At 61.5% G+C, this 16,266-nt stretch carries 13 protein-coding genes; 3 read left to right on the top strand and 10 right to left on the bottom strand.

Translation table 11 applies throughout. The features are described 5' to 3' along the window. Positions 1 to 59: 59 nt before the first annotated feature. Positions 60 to 1,535, top strand: a complete 1,476-nt coding sequence (locus tag AB5Y80_RS17915) for a YfcC family protein (protein ID WP_368173296.1) — start codon at positions 60 to 62, stop codon at positions 1,533 to 1,535. 65 nt (positions 1,536 to 1,600) lie between these two features. Here the strand turns inward: AB5Y80_RS17915 and AB5Y80_RS17910 are convergent, their stop codons facing one another. Next, positions 1,601 to 2,815 carry a pyridoxal phosphate-dependent aminotransferase gene (locus AB5Y80_RS17910; RefSeq protein ID WP_005302243.1) on the bottom strand — a complete coding sequence of 405 codons (1,215 nt, stop codon included), beginning with the start codon at positions 2,813 to 2,815 and terminating at the stop codon, positions 1,601 to 1,603. Positions 2,816 to 3,170: 355 nt separating this feature from the next. Between AB5Y80_RS17910 and AB5Y80_RS17905 the strand changes: the two genes are divergently transcribed. Beyond that, positions 3,171 to 3,380 carry a DUF1653 domain-containing protein gene (locus AB5Y80_RS17905; RefSeq protein WP_010674028.1) on the top strand — a complete coding sequence of 70 codons (210 nt, stop codon included), beginning with the start codon at positions 3,171 to 3,173 and terminating at the stop codon, positions 3,378 to 3,380. Positions 3,381 to 3,439: 59 nt separating this feature from the next. On the opposite strand, the gene AB5Y80_RS17900 is transcribed toward AB5Y80_RS17905, so the two are convergent. The 5 genes from AB5Y80_RS17900 to AB5Y80_RS17880 all read right to left on the bottom strand — a co-directional run bounded on the left by AB5Y80_RS17900 (position 3,440) and on the right by AB5Y80_RS17880 (position 8,693). After that, complete coding sequence (locus tag AB5Y80_RS17900; protein WP_010674029.1) at positions 3,440 to 3,697, bottom strand: GrxA family glutaredoxin; 258 nt, start codon at positions 3,695 to 3,697, stop codon at positions 3,440 to 3,442. 211 nt (positions 3,698 to 3,908) lie between these two features. Further along, a complete protein-coding gene (dacB, locus tag AB5Y80_RS17895) occupies positions 3,909 to 5,342 on the bottom strand; it encodes a D-alanyl-D-alanine carboxypeptidase/D-alanyl-D-alanine-endopeptidase (RefSeq protein WP_010674030.1) in 1,434 nt (477 codons plus the stop codon). Positions 5,343 to 5,429: 87 nt separating this feature from the next. After that, the gene (locus tag AB5Y80_RS17890; RefSeq protein WP_368173295.1) at positions 5,430 to 7,190 is read right to left on the bottom strand and encodes a DEAD/DEAH box helicase; all 1,761 of its coding nucleotides are present in this window, start codon (positions 7,188 to 7,190) and stop codon (positions 5,430 to 5,432) included. A 122-nt stretch (positions 7,191 to 7,312) separates the two neighbouring features. After that, on the bottom strand, positions 7,313 to 8,350 hold the full coding sequence (locus tag AB5Y80_RS17885) for an HlyD family secretion protein (RefSeq protein ID WP_319883565.1): 1,038 nt from the start codon (positions 8,348 to 8,350) through the stop codon (positions 7,313 to 7,315). A gap of 10 nt (positions 8,351 to 8,360) precedes the next feature. Further along, positions 8,361 to 8,693: a DUF3302 domain-containing protein gene (locus tag AB5Y80_RS17880; RefSeq protein WP_039038991.1), complete on the bottom strand. Its 333-nt coding sequence runs from the start codon at positions 8,691 to 8,693 to the stop codon at positions 8,361 to 8,363. Between the two features lie 216 nt (positions 8,694 to 8,909). Here AB5Y80_RS17880 and AB5Y80_RS17875 point away from each other — a divergent pair, with 216 nt between their 5' ends. Further along, entirely contained in the window at positions 8,910 to 10,553 is a 1,644-nt protein-coding gene (locus AB5Y80_RS17875) for a mechanosensitive ion channel domain-containing protein (RefSeq protein WP_324035555.1), read from the top strand. A gap of 62 nt (positions 10,554 to 10,615) precedes the next feature. Here AB5Y80_RS17875 and AB5Y80_RS17870 read toward each other — a convergent pair whose 3' ends face one another. The 4 genes from AB5Y80_RS17870 to AB5Y80_RS17855 all read right to left on the bottom strand — a co-directional run bounded on the left by AB5Y80_RS17870 (position 10,616) and on the right by AB5Y80_RS17855 (position 16,162). After that, positions 10,616 to 12,037: a carbon starvation protein A gene (locus AB5Y80_RS17870; RefSeq protein ID WP_039038989.1), complete on the bottom strand. Its 1,422-nt coding sequence runs from the start codon at positions 12,035 to 12,037 to the stop codon at positions 10,616 to 10,618. 144 nt (positions 12,038 to 12,181) lie between these two features. Continuing rightward, a complete protein-coding gene (gene btsR / locus AB5Y80_RS17865; RefSeq protein WP_266135978.1) occupies positions 12,182 to 12,886 on the bottom strand; it encodes a two-component system response regulator BtsR in 705 nt (234 codons plus the stop codon). Continuing rightward, on the bottom strand, positions 12,883 to 14,574 hold the full coding sequence (locus AB5Y80_RS17860) for a sensor histidine kinase (protein WP_103259896.1): 1,692 nt from the start codon (positions 14,572 to 14,574) through the stop codon (positions 12,883 to 12,885). Before AB5Y80_RS17860 ends, btsR begins: the two co-directional genes overlap by 4 nt. 352 nt (positions 14,575 to 14,926) lie before the next feature. Beyond that, on the bottom strand, positions 14,927 to 16,162 hold the full coding sequence (locus AB5Y80_RS17855; RefSeq protein ID WP_323907443.1) for an HD domain-containing phosphohydrolase: 1,236 nt from the start codon (positions 16,160 to 16,162) through the stop codon (positions 14,927 to 14,929). Between the last annotated feature and the right edge of the window lie 104 nt (positions 16,163 to 16,266).

Below are 16,266 nucleotides of genomic sequence, written 5' to 3'. Positions count from 1 at the left end.
CAAACCCGCTAGGCTTGCGCTGTCCGGATCACAGACGGCACCGCCGAGGTACGAAAGTCATGACCACATCCCATGAGGCGCCCAAGAAGCGCCAGCTCCCCACGGTTTATACCCTGCTTTTCATCATCATCGCCCTGATGGCGGCCCTCACCTGGGTGCTGCCGGCGGGTAAATACAACTATGTGACGGCCAAGACCCAGCAGCCGGTGGCTGCGGCGGCCGTGGCCGACTACAGCGGTGACGAGCGATTGCTGCCGGTACCCGGCAGTTACACCGAGCTCCCCTCCCAACCCCAGGGGGGATTCGATGTGCTCAAGGCGCCCATCCAGGGCTTTCACAAGGCGGCGGACGTGGCACTGTTCGTGCTCATCATCGGCGGCTTTCTGGCGGTGACCATGCAAAGCGGGGCGCTGGATGCCGGGGTCGGGGCCATAGTGCGCACCTTCGCCGGGCGCGAGCGGCTGCTCATCCCGGTGCTGATCGCCCTGTTTGCTCTTGGTGGCTCCACCTTCGGCATGGCGGAGGAGACTGTGGCCTTCTGGGCTCTCATCGTGCCGGTGATGATGGCGGCGGGCTTTGATCGTATGGTGGCGGCGGGGATTATCCTGCTCGGCTCCGGGGTCGGGGTGCTCGCCTCCACCGTCAATCCGTTTGCCACCGGCATCGCATCCGGTTTTGCTGGCATTCCCATCGGTGAGGGGATTGGCCTGCGGGTCATCCAGTGGCTGCTGCTGGTGATCTTCGCCTCCTGGTTCGTGATGCGTTACGCCAAGCAGGTGCAGCAGGACAAGTCCCGCTCCGTGCTGGCCGATATTGTCTATGACGACGAGTTCTCCCAGATGAAGAGCGGCAACCTCGCCTTCACCGGCAAGCAGAAGCTCACCATGCTGGTATTCTTCGGCACCTTCCTGCTGATGATCTATGCGGTGGTGCCCTGGTCGGATTTGGGGATCGATGTGCTGCCCACCTTTGGCTGGTGGTTTGACGAGCTCTCCACCCTGTTCTTCAGCGCCTCCATCCTGATTGCCCTCATCAACCGGATGCCGGAGTCCAACTATGTGGCGACCTTCCTGAACGGGGCGCGAGACCTCATCGGGGTGGCGCTGGTGGTAGCGGTGGCACGCGGCATCTATGTGGTGATGGAGCATGGCGTCATCATCGACACCATCTTGCACTGGGCCGAGGGGCTGGTGAGCGGACTCTCCTCGTCGGTCTTCATCCTGATGGCCTATCTGGTGCACATCATCCTGAGTTTTTTCATCCCCTCCACCTCGGGGCTGGCGACCGTCTCCATGCCGCTGATGGGGCCGCTGGCTGACTTCTCCGGCATCTCGCGGGATCTGGTGATCACCGCCTATCAGTCTGCCTCCGGCTGGATCAACCTGTTCGCCCCCACCGCCGCCCACCTGGTGGCGGGGCTGGCGCTCGCCAGGATCCCCTACGATCGCTTCGTGCGCTGGGTGCTGCCTTTCATCATCGGGGTGGCCCTCATCACCATGGCGGTGCTGGTGGCCGGTGCCCTGCTGCACGGCTGATGGCACGAATAGAAAACGACAGACAACAAAAAGGCTCCCGCGGGAGCCTTTTTCATGAGCCTTGCTTACTGCTTGTAGCCCTTGAGGAAGCGGGCGAGACGGCCGATGGCCTCTTCCAGCTCCTCTTCCCGGGGCAGGAACACCAGGCGGAAGTGATCCGGTGCCGGCCAGTTGAAGCCGGTGCCTTGCACCAGCAGGAGCTTCTCCTGCTGCAGCAGGTCGAACACCATCTTCTGGTCATCGCGGATGTCATACACCTTGGGGTCGAGGCGCGGGAACATGTAGAGCGCCCCCTTGGGCTTGACGCAGGAGACCCCGGGGATCTCGTTCAAAAGCTCCCAGGCTTTGTCCCGCTGGCGACGCAGGCGGCCCCCCGGCAGGATCAGCTCGTTGATGCTCTGGTAGCCCCCAAGGGCGGTCTGGATGGCGTGCTGCATGGGCACGTTGGCACACAGCCGCATGGAGGCCAGCATCTCCAGCCCCTCGATATAACCCTTGGCACGACCCTTGGGACCGGTGATGACCATCCAGCCCTGGCGGAAGCCACAGGCGCGGTAGGCCTTGGAGAGGCCGTTGAAGGTTACCACCATGACGTCGTCGCACAGGGTGCAGACGCTGGTGTGGGAGATGTCGTCGTAGAGGATCTTGTCGTAGATCTCGTCGGCGAAGATGATGAGGTTGTGCTGACGGGCGATCTCGATCACTTCAAGCAAAAATTCGCTGCCGTAGACGGCGCCGGTCGGGTTGTTGGGGTTGATCAGCACCAGGCCGCGGGTGCGCGGGGTGATGCGGGCGCGGATGTCGTCGAGATCCGGATACCAGTCAGCCCCTTCGTCGCAGCGATAGTGCACCGCATGGCCGCCGGAGAGGGTGACGGCCGCGGTCCAGAGCGGGTAGTCGGGGGAGGGCACCAGCATCTCGTCGCCGTTGTTGAGCAGCGCCTGCATCGCCATCACGATGAGCTCGCTGGCGCCATTGCCGATGTAGATGTCGTCGATGTCGACCTTGCGCATCCCTTTTTGCTGGTAGTACTGCATCACCGCCTTGCGGGCCGAGAAGAGCCCCTTGGAGTCGCAGTAGCCCTGGCTCTGGGGCATGTTGAGGATCACATCCTTGATGATCTCCTCCGGTGCTTCGAAGCCAAACGGGGCTGGATTGCCGATGTTGAGCTTGATGATGCGGTGACCTTCGTCTTCGAGACGGCGAGCTTCTTTGTGCACCGGGCCGCGGATGTCATAGCAGACATCGTCGAGCTTGTGCGACTTGTCGATAGTGAACATGGTGAGCGTGATTCCTTCCCCGTGGGGCGCGTTGGCAGAAAAGCTGTTTTTAGTATCAAATTTCTCTGCCCCTATTCTTCACAGAATTGAATGCTAGAACAATCTAATTTATGGAATAAATCCCTGATATTTACCCCTGAAACAGGGTTGTTGAAATGTTAAATTCAGCATGATCGTTTGCCTCTCTTTGGTAGATCAGTGAAAGATGAGGAGCAGATTCATAAAGCAACATGAGTGTATTGAAATATCTCCCCCATCTGGCACGATTGGCTGGGGTAAAAAAGGCCCCGACCCGTCGGTCTGCCAGGGGAGCACGCAGGCACGGGGCTCATCTTCCCGCTCTCGAGGTTCACTCATGCAGGCACCCGCCACCGGTCGCTACCGCCATTTCAAGGGGGGCTATTACCAGGTTCTGGCCCTGGCTTTGCACACCGAAACCCAGGAGCAGCTGGTGATCTATCAATCCGAACAGGATGGTCAGGTCTATGCCCGCCCCGTCGCCATGTTCATGGAGTGGATTGAACATCAGGGACAGGTGGTGAGCCGCTTCACGCCGGTGGCCTGAGGCAGGCTTGGCGACATGAAAAAAGGCGCCAGAGGCGCCTTTTTTCATGGTGTCGGGGCTTACAGACCCAGATTGGCTCTGGCATAGGCCTCAAAATCGGTGCAGCCGCCGATGTGCTGCTCATCCAGGAAGATCTGCGGCACAGTGGTGACCGGCTTGCCCGCCTTGGCGGCGAGATCGTCCTTGGTCAGCCCGGCCACGTTGATATCCACGTAGCGGAACTCGAAGTCATCGCGCTCCTCGGTCAGTTGCTCGGCAATCTGCTTGGCACGCACGCAATAGGGGCAACCGGGACGACCAAAAATCTCTACAAACATCTTTTCTCTCCATTAAACAAGCCGTTGAAGAAGGCCATTGAGATGAGGCTGGGCACAGCATAGCCTTGGCGCCCTGTCAGTCAAAGCTGAAAATAGCGATGCTTACGTTCGCCATCTCCGATTGCGCCCACTGCTGATGACGGCGCCAGCGTCCCTGTTTCGCCCCAAGGTCGGGGAATGAGGCTGCCTTGCCGGCAAGGCAGCCCGTCTATCACTGCTCGACGATCTGGATGGGTTGCTGCTGGTAGATGCTCTCCAGCACGCCTTTTTCGAAGACGGTCCAGGGCCAGGGCGCCTTGCTGGCGCGGTAGCGCTCGTGGGTCGCCGGATCCTGGGAGAGACCGCGCTGGAACATCACGAAGGCCTTGCGCTGGCCACCGGCGGTGTCGATGAAACCGGCGAGGTTCGACGTACCTGTGATGGTACCGGTCTTGGCGTGCACCTTGTTCTTCATCATGGGAGCGGTGACGCTGCGTCGCCAGGCCAGGGTGCCGTCCACCTGGGAGCTTGGCAGCAGCTTGATGAAGTCGAGCTCGGCATCGTTCTTCTGGATGAAGTTAAGCACCGACAACATCTGGCGCGCGCTGATGAGATTGTGGGCGGAGAGGCCGGAGCCGTCAGCCAGGGTGGCGTTGCCAAGGTCAATGCCGTGCTTGGTCAGGATGGCGCGCACCGCCATGGTGCCGCTGCGATAGCTGCCCGGCTTGTTGTAGTAGTGACGCCCCACGGTTTTGAGGAAGGTATCGGCGTAGAGGTTGTCGGACTTTTTCAACATCTTGGCGAGCATCACCGGCAGGGAGACAGAGTAGTGGGTCGCCAGGGTCTGGGCACCGACAGGGGCCTGATGGGTGACCCGCAGCAGGCCGTCGTGGCTGATCCCGGCGCGGTTCATGGCCCAGCGGATGTTGTCCCAGCCCCAGGCCTCCACGTCATGGATGGCAAAGCGCAGCCCTTGTGGCTCCTTGTTCGGGGTGATGCAGCCCTTGAGCTCGTAGAAGTTGCCCTTGGCCATGTCCACTTCCAGAGCGCAGAACTGGCGTGCCATGTCGCCATAGCTCATCACCTCCACGTTGTCGGCGCCGATGCCGATGGGCACGCCGGTGGCCACGTTGCCCACCGCAGGCTTGCCAATCTGGGTGGCGGTGATGGTGCCGTAGGCGCAGTTCTTGTCGATGATGACCGAGGAGACGGGAGCGGCGAAACAGAGGGTCTGATCCCCCCAGGACCAGCCGTTGCCACGCTCATAGCCGTTGTAGGCACCGGTGTTGACATAGACGTTGCCCTGAATGCGGGTGACGCCCAACTGTTTGAACAGGGCGACCAGATCCATGCGCGACAGGGTCGGGTCGCCCACGAAGTTGATCCAGATGTCGCCGTTGATGGTGGTGCCCTGTTTGGCGCCGGGCTGGGCCTGGATGTCGGTGGCGAAGCGGAAGTCGGCACCGAGTTCGAGGCGGGCGGCGAGCGCGGTGAGCACCTTCATGGTGGAGGCGGGGGCTATCATGTCATCGGCGTGACGGGCAAATTCCACCCCGTTGTTGCCCTGTACGATGACGGCGTACTGGCCCCCCTTGGGCGGGGTCAGCGGGGCGGCCTGGACCGCCAGAGAAAAGAGAGCACAAAAACCAATCAACAGCCGCTGCATAGGATCCTCTAACTGAACGAAAGGGCGGCATCAGAAACCGCCCCGATAATCAAACCGGGTGACTGCCGGGTATCGCCTGCCATGGGGTCAGGCCAGGGCGTTGGCAGTCCGGTAACGCCCCTCGTAATCAAATATTTTTTCCTTCACCTGCCAGAAGCGTCCCGACTTGCGGGCGATGACGAAATCCGGGTGACGGAACTGGTCTGCCGCGAGCATCACGCTCGCCAGGGTAGTGAATTCGGGCTCCAGACCCGGGGCGGGCCAATGATGACGCACAAAGCGTTGTTGAAACAAGCGCTGTGCACCCCGGGAGTGAAAGGGGAAGTACTCCGTCAGGGTCAGGCCATCCTCGTCGTGGTAGGTCACCTCCAGCCGCTCCCCCTGCTTGCCGCGCCCAGGGCTCAGGGTCAAACCGGCGCAGCGGATCACCATGCAGTCCTTGAGATTGAGGGCCTCCTTGAGCTTGTCGTCAGGGTCCACCAGCAGCTGGTCACAGCGTTGGCAGCGGCGGGCGGCGATGTCGTTTTCAGCGCCGCATCCGGGGCAGATCTTGGCGCGAAAGCGGTAGTCGCACTCCTCGCGGTTGCCCTCGTCATCTTCAAACAGTCCCTGACAGCGGCGGCCGTAGTGCTCGATCACCTTGCCATCCTCGTCGGTCTTGCCCCAGAAGGTGTTGGCAAAGCCGCAGGCGGGGCAGGGCACCTGAACCGGCTCGGTGCCGGTGTGGGGCCTGGGCTCCCCCACCTCGGGGGCAAACAGGTTGAAGTTGTTGCCTGCGTAGTCGAGCACCAGGCAATCGCTCTTGCCGGGTGAGAGGCGCAGGCCCCGTCCCACAATCTGCTGGTAGAGCGACACCGACTCGGTGGGACGCAGCATCACGATAAGGTCGACGTGGGGGGCATCGAAGCCGGTGGTGAGTACCGCCACGTTGACCAGAAACTTGAGCTCGCGCGCCTTGAAGGCACTGATTAGAGCGTCGCGCTCCGGTCCCGGCGTCTCGCCGGTGACGAGGGCGGCCTGCTGGCCTCTGGCACCGAGCAGGCCATGAATTTCCCGGGCATGCTCGACGGTGGCGGCGAAGATCATCACCCCTTGCCGGTCGGCGGCATACTCCAGCACCTGGCTCAGGATATGGGGGGTGACCCGCTCCTGGCGCCTGATCTCGCCGTTGAGCTGCGCCTCGCTGAACAGGCCGTTCTCCCGCGGCACCAGCTTGCTGAAGTCGTAGTGGACGATGGGGGCGTCCACCAGACGCGGCGGGGTCAGGTAGCCGTTTTTCACCATGAAGCGCAGGGGCAGTTCGAACACGCAGTCACCAAAGAGCCGCTCGCCGTGGCTCTTGACCATGCCGTGGTAGTGGCGCCGGTAGATCCAGCCCAGCCCCAGCCGATAGGGGGTGGCGGTGAGCCCGAGGATCTTGAGGGCCGGATTGGCGGCCTTGAGGTGGTCTATCACCTGATGGTACTGACTGTCGTCATCGAGCGAGACCCGGTGGCACTCGTCGATGATGAGCAGCGAAAAAGCCCCGTCGAAGGCATCCAGATTGCGCGCCACCGACTGCACCGAGCCAAACACCACCTGGGCGCTCGCCTCCTTGCGTGCGAGCCCGGCGGCAAAGATATCGGCCTTGAGCCCCCAGGCTTCGTACTTGGCGTGGTTCTGCTCCACCAGCTCCTTGACGTGGGCCAGCACCAGCACCCGGCCGCGCGCCTTGCGGGCCAGTTCGGCGATCACCAGGCTCTTGCCGGCCCCGGTGGGCAGCACCACCACGGCGGGATCCGGGTGTTTGCGAAAATGGTTGATGACGGCGTTGACCGCGTCGGTTTGATAGGGTCTGAGAACGAACATGGGGAACGGCTGTGGCGCAAGGTGGCGCCATTATAGGGATCTTGCGGGGAAAATGCAGCGAGGGAGGCTCGCGCTGACAGGAAGCGGGCCGGCAAGATGCCGGCCCGTGCAGGTCAGGGACCTCAGTGGAAGGGGAACAGGTAGTTGAGCCAGCTACCCATGCGCATCAGGATCTTGCGCATGATGGCCACGTGGTGGAAGTGCTCGGTATAGATGGCGGCCTGACCGCTGGAGCCCGCGATCACCTGGTAGTTTGCCCACTCGGGATCGGTGATCTCGAGCACGATGGGCAGGCGACCCGGTACCTGGGCCGAAGTCTGATCGATAAGACCCGCCTGTGCCTGGATGTTGCCCGGAGCCATGGCCGGGATAACGGACTGCACCTTGGCCTTGAAGATGCGACCCGGAATGCCGTCGAGCACGACTTCGGCCTCGTCACCCGCCTTGAGCCGCTGCATGCTGTTCTGCCAGAACCAGCCGACATAGGCATTGGCATCTTCATGAATGAAGGTCATCACGGGGCGGAACATGAAGGGGGCGGCAATCATGCCCGGGCGCAATGCCAGTTGCACGACATGACCGTCACTCGGGGCGTAGACCACGGTCTGCTCCAGATCGTACTTGGCGATGTTGAGCTGGGCACTCAGGTCATTGAGGGTCGCTTTCTGCTGATCTATCTGGGCGACGATGTCATCCACGTTGGCCTGGGTGACGTCGAGGTCGCGCTGTTTGCCGATGCCCCGTCGCATCAGCTCCTGGGCGCGATCCCTGTCCAGGGTGGCGGAGCGCAGGCGGGCGTCCAGAGCCTTCAGAAAATCGGTGTTGGAGGCGAGGCGCGCCGTCAGGCTGGCGACCTTCTCCTTGAAGGGCTCAGCGTCGATGCGAAACAGCACATCCCCTTTCTTGACCGGCTGGTTGGGCTTGACCGGGACGTCGGTGACACGCCCCTTGACCAGGGGCACGACCGGGGTGGAGACATAATAGTTGCGAGCCAGCTCGGAATAGGGGTGGTTGTAGTTCATCAGCATGATGAGTGTGCCGATGATGATGACGCCACCCAGCACGGCGGTCGGCACGGTCCACTTGTTGAGCGGGATCTTGAAGATCTTGAAAATACCTATGCAGAGGGCCGTATAGGTGAGAATAAGTAGCAGGTCCATTGGGCGTTACCTATTTGTCGGTCTGTTCGAGCGTGGTCATGCGAGCCTGCAGTGCGGCCAGCTCCTCTTTGAGTGCGCTGATCTCTGTTTCGTCATGTTGTAGGCGTTGCGAGAAGCCCCAGCCGCGATCGGGGCGATAAATCGTGGCCCAGATCCAGAGGAAGGGCCAGAGCACGTGCAGGGTGAACAGGCTGACCCAGCCTGCCACGTGAATGGCGTCCTGGTGGGGGTGATTACGGTGCTTGGCAATTTCATATGGAATATCGTGAATGACGATAATGCCATAGAACATGACCAAGACGACAAACACCAGGATCCCCAGGGCAATGTAGTCAAGTACCATCGATTTCTCCCGTCTGAGTCGCTAACAATGCTTCGATTGTCGAGTCGAGGCTTCTGCAATAATGACAGCATATGCCGTCGGTGCAAGTCTGCAATCGGAGAGTTGGTGTAGCGGTACAGGCATGGTTCATCGGTTGCTCATTTAACACACAAAATTGATTTGGTTAGATAAAATCAAACAGCAATGGATGCCCGGGCAAGGTGAGAGGTGAACCTGATGAACGAATGGTGCAGTGGCAAAGGATGGCGGCTTGGCCTGTTGCTGATCTGCCTGTTGTGGTCCCGCCTCGGCTGGACTGCCGAACCCAGAATGGAGCCCAATGAGCAGGAGCGGGCGCAGACCCTGGTCCTGCTTCATGAACCCATCGTCATGCTGACGGCTAAATATGGCAACCTGGATGGGGCGGCCAGGGTACGGCTGGCCCATGAGCGAGTCCAGCGGATGGAGCCAAGCGACCTCATGACGCCTGTGACCGTGGCGAAAGGCAGCCGGCACGGCCAGGAGAGCCGGGAGTTTCTGGTCAATGGCAAGCGCATTCTGGTGTTGCTGGAAGGGGACCTGGATGAATTCGACGAGCTGACCCTGGATCAGGCGGCCGAACGCGTCCTGCATCGGCTCGACGGCGTGCGCATCAAGTATCTCGAGCTGCACTCGACCCCCTATCTGGTCAAGGCCGTCGGCTTGGCGGTGGTGGTCAGCCTGATCTTCTTCGGCCTCATCTGGCTGTTGCAGCGGGGGCATCGGCGAGTCAGAAAGTGGCTGGCCAACCGCCTGTTGCTGCAGAAGGGGCTGGTCCCCCACTCCTGGCGCCAGGTCACCGGGAATGTCGAGGTCCGCATGCTCGGCCTCATCACGCTGCTGCTCATCTTCATGCTCACCTATGGCTGGCTGACCTATGTGCTCGGCCTGTTCCCCCAGACCCGGGCCTGGAGCGATCGGCTTGGGGAATCCCTGTTTGCCCTGTGTGGCGACATGCTGGAGGGCATGATTGCCGCCATGCCCGGTCTGGTAACCGTGCTGCTTATCGTGGTCATCACCCGTTTCTTCATCAAGATGCTGGCCATCCTCTTCGACCGTATCGAGCGTGGCCAGTTCCGGGTGCAGGGGTTGCACGCCGAGACAATTGGCGCCACCCGGCGGCTGCTGTCAGTGGTGATCTGGCTGTTTGCCCTGACGGTGGCCTACCCCTATCTGCCGGGGGCGGATTCCGATGCCTTCAAGGGGATCAGCGTCTTCTTCGGTCTGATGGTGACACTGGGATCGGCCGGTATCATGAACCATGCCATGAGCGGCCTGGTGCTCATTTACTCCCGCGCACTGCGGCCAGGGGATCTGGTGCAGATCGGCGAGGTGGAGGGGATGGTGAGCGAGCTCAACGCCCTCTCGACCAAGCTGGTGACGCGCCAGGATCACGAGGTCACGCTGCCCAATGCAGTGGTGGTGGGGGGCAAGGTGGTGAACCTGACACGGCTGGCGGGCGAGAAGGGGGTGGCCCTGCTGACCAAGGTGACCATCGGTTATGACACCCCCTGGCGTCAGGTACATGCCATGCTGGAGCTGGCGGCGCGACGCTGCACCCGGCTCAATCAGGATGAAGCTCCCCTGGTGCGGCAGTTGAATCTGCAGGATTGGTATGTGGAGTACGAGTTGCAGGTAAGAATGAAGGCGAACGAACTCCCTGCGATGGTCAAGACGGAGCTCCATGGCCATATTCAGGATGTCTTCAACGAGTTCGGGGTGCAGATCATGTCCCCCAACTTCATTGCCCAGCCGGAACAGGCTGTGCTGGTGGCCAGGGAGCAGTGGTATCAGGCGCCGGCCCGGGCGCCCGATCCCGCCGAGCCCCCCGTCAGGGAGTGACCACAAAAAGCAGAGGCCCGGCAGCAATGCCGGGCCTCTTGTCATGAAGAGCAGCTGATGCCTCAGCTCTCCTTGGCCTCTCTCAGTTGGGAGGGCCTGAATTTCACCAGGAAGGCGAGGGTGATGAGGGCAGTGCTCACCAGACCGATGATGGTGGAGACATTCATCTCGAGGCCGAAACCGATTGGGGCGTTGGCCAGGTAGGTGATGACCACTGCGGTCATGAAGATGGCGGGAATGGTGCATACCCAGTGCAGCTTGCCTTCCTTGATGAGGTAGGCGGCCGCAGCCCACAGCATGATGACGGCGGTGGTCTGGTTGGCCCAACCGAAGTAGCGCCAGATCACCCCGAACTCGGCCTTGGAGATGATGAAGCCAAGGATGAACATGGGGATGGCGATGAGCAGACGCTTGGCCATGGGCTTCTGGGTCAGGTTCAGGAAGTCCGCCACGATGAGGCGGGCGCTGCGAAACGCGGTGTCACCGGAGGTGATGGGCAGGATCACCACGCCGAGGATCGCCAGGATGCCGCCCACGGTACCGAGTAGGCTGGTGGAGACTTCGTGCACCACGGCAGAGGGGCCGCCGCTGGCCAGGGTGGCGTTGAGCGCCTCGGTGCTGTCGTAGAAGGAGAGACCCAGGGTGCACCAGATGAGGGCGATGATCCCTTCCCCTATCATGGCTCCGTAGAAGATGAAGCGACCGGAGCTCTCGTTCTGCATGCAGCGCGCCATCAGCGGGGACTGGGTGGCGTGGAAACCGGAGACGGCACCACAGGCGATGGTGATGAACAGCAGCGGCCAGAGCGGCAGATCCGTCGGGTGCAGGTTGGAGAAGTCCATCCCGGTGTTGTAGAAGCCCTTGCCGGAGACGATGAGGCCGATGATGAGGCCGACCGACATGAAGACCAGCAGCGCGCCGAAGATGGGGTAGAAGCGACCGATGATCTTGTCGATGGGGACGATGGTCGCGAGGATGTAGTAGGCGAAGATGGCCGCAATCCAGTAGACCAGATCGGTGGAGGTGAGGTTGGCGAGCAGGCCCGCCGGGCTCAGGACGAAGACAACACCCACCAGCATCAGGAGCACCACGGCAAAGAGGTTCATGAAGTGCTTGGCGGCGGTGCCCAGGTGCTCACCGACCACGGTCGGCACCGAGGCGCCCCTGGCGCGTACCGACAGCATGCCGGAGAAGTAGTCGTGGACCGCACCGGCGAAGATGCAGCCAAAGACGATCCAGAGCATGGCGACCGGACCATAGAGGGCTCCCAGAATGGGGCCGAAGATGGGGCCGACGCCGGCGATGTTGAGCAGTTGAACCAGGTAGACCTTCTTGTCCGACATGGGGACATAGTCCACCCCGTCCGCCATGGTGATGGCGGGGGTCTTCAACTCGGGTTTGGGCCCGAATATCCGTTCGATGAATTTGCCGTATACGAAGTAGCCGGCTATCAACAAGCCGACACAGAGGAAGAACCAGATCATTGCTACGCTCCTGCTTTGTTATTTTTTGGTGTGCGCAGCCAGTGTAGGGGGGGACTTCTGTTAACGGCAGGTGAAAGAGGGTGAGCGGCGACATGGCGACCCGAGCGGTTGTCCGCTGTGATCCGGCGCACATCGCGCCCCGTTTTATTCCAGTCCCAGCTCGTCTTTGAGCTCCTTGAGGTAGCGGCGGCTGACCGGTACCCGGGCACCGCTCGGTGTCACGATCTCCGCCAGCTGATTCTCCAGCAGCCGGATTTCGAAGATGGCGGCCGGGGCTACCAGATACTGGCGGTGGCAGCGCAGCAGCGGGGTCTTCTCCTCGAGGGACTTGAGGGTGAGCTGGGTATGGAACAGCTCGCCCTGGCTTGCCACGTGCACCCCGCCGAGGTCGGAGAAGGCGTACTCCACCTGGGAGGTTGGGAGCAGCCGTACCCGGTTGTGCAGGTAGCCAGGGATGTGGCGAATGGCGGGGGCGAGCGCCGTCATGGGCTGGGAGCTGAGATCTTGCCTGAGCCGCGCCAGGGTCTTGGCGAGGCGCGCCGGCTCCACTGGCTTGAGCAGGTAGTCGAAGGCGTTCTCCTCGAAGGCCTGGATGGCGTAGTCGTCGAACGCGGTGACAAAGACGATACGGGGCAGGGGATCGAGCATGGCCACCAGCTCCATGCCGCTGAGCTTGGGCATCTGGATATCGAGAAACACCACATCCGGCTTGAGTTGCTGGATGAGGCCGAGCGCCTCGATGGCGTTGCCCGCCATGCCCAGGATCTCGATGTCGGGATCGCTGGCCAGCAGCTCTGCCAGCTCCTCGCGGGCATAGGGCTCGTCATCGACGATCAGGGTGCGGATCATGTCATCTCCTTGGCGGTGGTGCGGGGTTGTCGTGGGAGCGTCAGGGAGACTCGGGTCCATTGTTCTGGCTCCCATTGGACGTCAATGCCATAGCGCTCGCCAAAGGCGCTCTTGAGGCGCTTGTCCACTAGGCTCATCCCCAGACCATCCCCCTGGCCTGATGGTTGCCAGGCCCCGGCATTGTCTTCGACGCAAAGGGTGATCACCTCGGGGGTCTCCCTCGCGAAGAGGCGAAGTCGCCCCTCTCCCAGCAGGGAGCAGATGCCGTGCTTGATGGCATTCTCGATGAGGGGCTGCAGGGTGAAGCTCGGCAGTTGCACCTCGGCAAGGTGGGGCGGGATCTCGTTGATGACGGTGAGCCGCTCGCCAAAGCGGGCCTGCTCTATCTCCAGGTAGGAGAGGCAGTGCTCCTGCTCTTCCCGCAATGTGGTCAGGCCACTCTGACGCTTGAGGTTGTTGCGAAAGAAACGGGAGAGGTGCAGCAGCAGCTCCCGTGCCCGCCCCGGATCGCGGCGGGTAATGGCGCTGATGGTGTTGAGGGTGTTGAACAGGAAGTGGGGGTTTATCTGTGCCTGCACCAGCTTGAGCTCGGATTGCACCAGCAGGCGCTGCTGCTGCTCCAGGCGGCCTGCCAGCAGCTGCTGGGACAACAGGTTGGCGATCCCTTCTCCCAGGGTGTGATTGATCTTGAGGAAGAGCCGCTTCTTGGGCTCATAGAGTTTGATGGTGCCGATCACCCCCTCGTCACCCTGCAGGGGGATCACCAGCACGGAGCCGAGCTGGCACTGGGGGGAGATGCTGCAACGATAGGGCTGGCTGTTGCCATCGGCGAACAGCACCTTGTTCTGGGCGATGGCTTGCAGGGTGATCGCCGAGGTGATGGGAGTGCCCGGCTTGTGGTGATCTTCTCCGGTGCCGATGAAGGCGAGGATCTTGTCGGTGTCCGTGATGGCGACGGCGCCGACGCCGGTCTCTTCCTGAACGATATGGGCTATCTTGCCGCTGGCCTCCGGAGTGAACCCCTGGCTCATGATGCCGACGGTACGGTTGGCGATGGTGAGTGCCTTGGCGGAGAAGACCCGGGAGAACTTTTCGTACATCCGCTGCTGGTCGCGGATCATGCTGATGAAGAGCGCCGCCCCGCAGGAGTTGGCGAGGATCATGGGGGTGGCGATGGTGCGCACCAGCAGCAGGGACTTGTCGAAGGGGGTGGCAACCAGCAGGATGATCACCATCTGCATGATCTCGGCCACGAAGGTGGTGAAGAAGGCGACCCTGGGGGCAAAGAGGTCATTGACCCTGCCTGCCCGCATCAGCCGCCAGTGCACCAGCCCCCCCAGCAAGCCTTCGCAGGTGGTGGAGATGGCGCAGGCGAGATCGGTGAACCCCCCCAGAGTATAGCGGTGCAGGCCGCCGGTCAGCCCCACCAGGCATCCCACCAGGGGGCCGCCCAGCAGTCCCCCCAGTACGGCACCGACCGCCCGGGTGTTGGCGATGGCGTCATCGATGTCGAGGCCCACATAGGTTCCCAGGATGCAAAAGCAGGAGAAGATGACATAGATGAGCACCTTGTGGGGCAGCCTGACGGAGTAGTTGGCCAGGGGACGCAACAGGGGGCTTTTGGAAAAAAGGTAGGCGATGACCAGGCTGACGCTCATCTGCTGGAGCAGAGAGAGGACTAGTTGCATAAAAAAGCTTCCTCAAACACCACGCCGGAGCCGGGCGTTGTCATGACGCAGGGTGAGCCTGAGCCCGTCTTGATGCGGGCTGCGGGCTGAACGCTGCGGCAGTTTGCCAGAATGGAAAAATAAAACCATATAAAATCAGCACGTTAAATTGATATTTGTGTAATCGATGCCCGCTTGATATTGCTGATGCGAGCATGAAGGTATCCACCGGATACGCCACACGGAGGTGGCATGCTCCGCCCGGCCATCGGCTGGGCGTTTTTTATCCAGCTCCAATGGTGGACGATTTCGAGGGGACCTGAGCAATTATTCAGGTTTGTCCAATGAGTTATCCCCAGCTTCTGGGGATAACTCAGAAGGCGAAATAGTAACAGACCCGCCGACCCAGACCGAAAAAGGCGCGTTGCGCGTCGTCCAGCTCTTCCTGTCTGAGGGTAGCGACGATGCTTCGCGCATCTTCCCGCAGATCGATCATGGCCACTCCTTCCGGTCGCTGCCCCTTGAGGTAGGGCAGCACCTTGGGTCTGAGGGGCATGCTGGGCTCGGTGGAGAGCACCAGGGCCAGGGCATCGTCATCCAGGCGCACCAGGGAACCCGGCGGATAGACCCCCAGCACCTTTATCAGCAACCTGACCTGGGTTTGCTCGAACTTCTTCTGGGAGAGCTTGTAGAGCTGGCCGATCACCTGGCTGGGTCCCGGCGGGTTGAGGCCGCTGCGCGGATGAAGCAGCTCGTCATAGTGATCCACCAGCCCGATGAGGCGGGCGAGGGGGGGGATCTTGTCGCCCTTGATCCCGAGGGGAAAACCGCTGCCATCGAGGCGTTCGTGATGCAGGTAGGCGACCTCGCGGATCCTGGGTTCGAAAGCCTGCAACTGGTTGAGCATCTCCAGTCCGTACTGGGGGTGCATGTTGAGGAAATTCTGCTCTGCCTTGCTGAGCTCCCCCCGCTTCTGGATGATCTGGCTCGGGATCCTGAGCTCGCCGATGTCGTGGAGCAGGCCCGCCAGACCGGTCTCCTCGATCTCGACGGGATTCATGCCAAGCTCCCGTGCCATCAGCATGGCGATGAAGGCCACGCTCAGGCTGTGTTGCAGCAGGGTATCCGTGTTCTGGCTGCGGATGAGGTGCAGACCGAGCGGCCCCTGGTGTTCTGCCAGACGGGCGGCGGTGCAGCGCACTATCTGCGCGGTATTGGCCAGGCCTTCGTCCGGTTTGAGGTTGAGGGCGCCAAGGGCGTCGCGAAGATCTGACAGGGATTGACCGAACGCCTTGTCCGCGATGCGAAGGGAGCGCCTGAACGCCTTTTCGTCGAAGGTGGGGCCCTCAGAAGAGGAGGTGGTATCCCCCGTGTCGCTCATCTCAAGCGAGGGGACGGGTTCGGCCCGCAGCAGGGGCTCGACCGGCAGATCGCTCTTGTCGGGATCCACCATCAGCAGGGTCAGGTCGAGGTGGCGGATGATGTCGAGCTGTTGCTGGTCCTTGATTTTGAAGGCGTTGAACATGAAAGGGTGGCTCGTCCATCCCGTGGGAAGATGGATGTAGTGGCCGACTCTCAACTGCTCGATGGAGGCCTGTATCAGCGCCATGGACTAGCTCTTCTGTCGAATTTGCCTATCAACAAGCTAGCAAAATTAAACAGATAGACAAACAAAAAAGCCCGCGCATGTGCGCGGGCTCTTGTCATCCGTGG

Source organism: Aeromonas sp. R2-1 (assembly GCF_040908425.1).
Taxonomy (GTDB): Bacteria; Pseudomonadota; Gammaproteobacteria; order Enterobacterales; family Aeromonadaceae; genus Aeromonas; species Aeromonas caviae.
This window is presented reverse-complemented; position numbering and strand designations above follow the sequence as displayed.

Excerpts from the sequence above, each read along its gene's own strand:
- AB5Y80_RS17915 (WP_368173296.1), top strand. The coding sequence starts at position 60 with ATGACCACATCCCATGAGGCGCCCAAGAAGCGCCAGCTCCCCACGGTT.
- AB5Y80_RS17910 (WP_005302243.1), bottom strand. The coding sequence starts at position 2,815 with ATGTTCACTATCGACAAGTCGCACAAGCTCGACGATGTCTGCTATGAC.
- AB5Y80_RS17905 (WP_010674028.1), top strand. The coding sequence starts at position 3,171 with ATGCAGGCACCCGCCACCGGTCGCTACCGCCATTTCAAGGGGGGCTAT.
- AB5Y80_RS17900 (WP_010674029.1), bottom strand. The coding sequence starts at position 3,697 with ATGTTTGTAGAGATTTTTGGTCGTCCCGGTTGCCCCTATTGCGTGCGT.
- dacB (WP_010674030.1), bottom strand. The coding sequence starts at position 5,342 with ATGCAGCGGCTGTTGATTGGTTTTTGTGCTCTCTTTTCTCTGGCGGTC.
- AB5Y80_RS17890 (WP_368173295.1), bottom strand. The coding sequence starts at position 7,190 with ATGTTCGTTCTCAGACCCTATCAAACCGACGCGGTCAACGCCGTCATC.
- AB5Y80_RS17885 (WP_319883565.1), bottom strand. The coding sequence starts at position 8,350 with ATGGACCTGCTACTTATTCTCACCTATACGGCCCTCTGCATAGGTATT.
- AB5Y80_RS17880 (WP_039038991.1), bottom strand. The coding sequence starts at position 8,693 with ATGGTACTTGACTACATTGCCCTGGGGATCCTGGTGTTTGTCGTCTTG.
- AB5Y80_RS17875 (WP_324035555.1), top strand. The coding sequence starts at position 8,910 with ATGAACGAATGGTGCAGTGGCAAAGGATGGCGGCTTGGCCTGTTGCTG.
- AB5Y80_RS17870 (WP_039038989.1), bottom strand. The coding sequence starts at position 12,037 with ATGATCTGGTTCTTCCTCTGTGTCGGCTTGTTGATAGCCGGCTACTTC.
- btsR (WP_266135978.1), bottom strand. The coding sequence starts at position 12,886 with ATGATCCGCACCCTGATCGTCGATGACGAGCCCTATGCCCGCGAGGAG.
- AB5Y80_RS17860 (WP_103259896.1), bottom strand. The coding sequence starts at position 14,574 with ATGCAACTAGTCCTCTCTCTGCTCCAGCAGATGAGCGTCAGCCTGGTC.
- AB5Y80_RS17855 (WP_323907443.1), bottom strand. The coding sequence starts at position 16,162 with ATGGCGCTGATACAGGCCTCCATCGAGCAGTTGAGAGTCGGCCACTAC.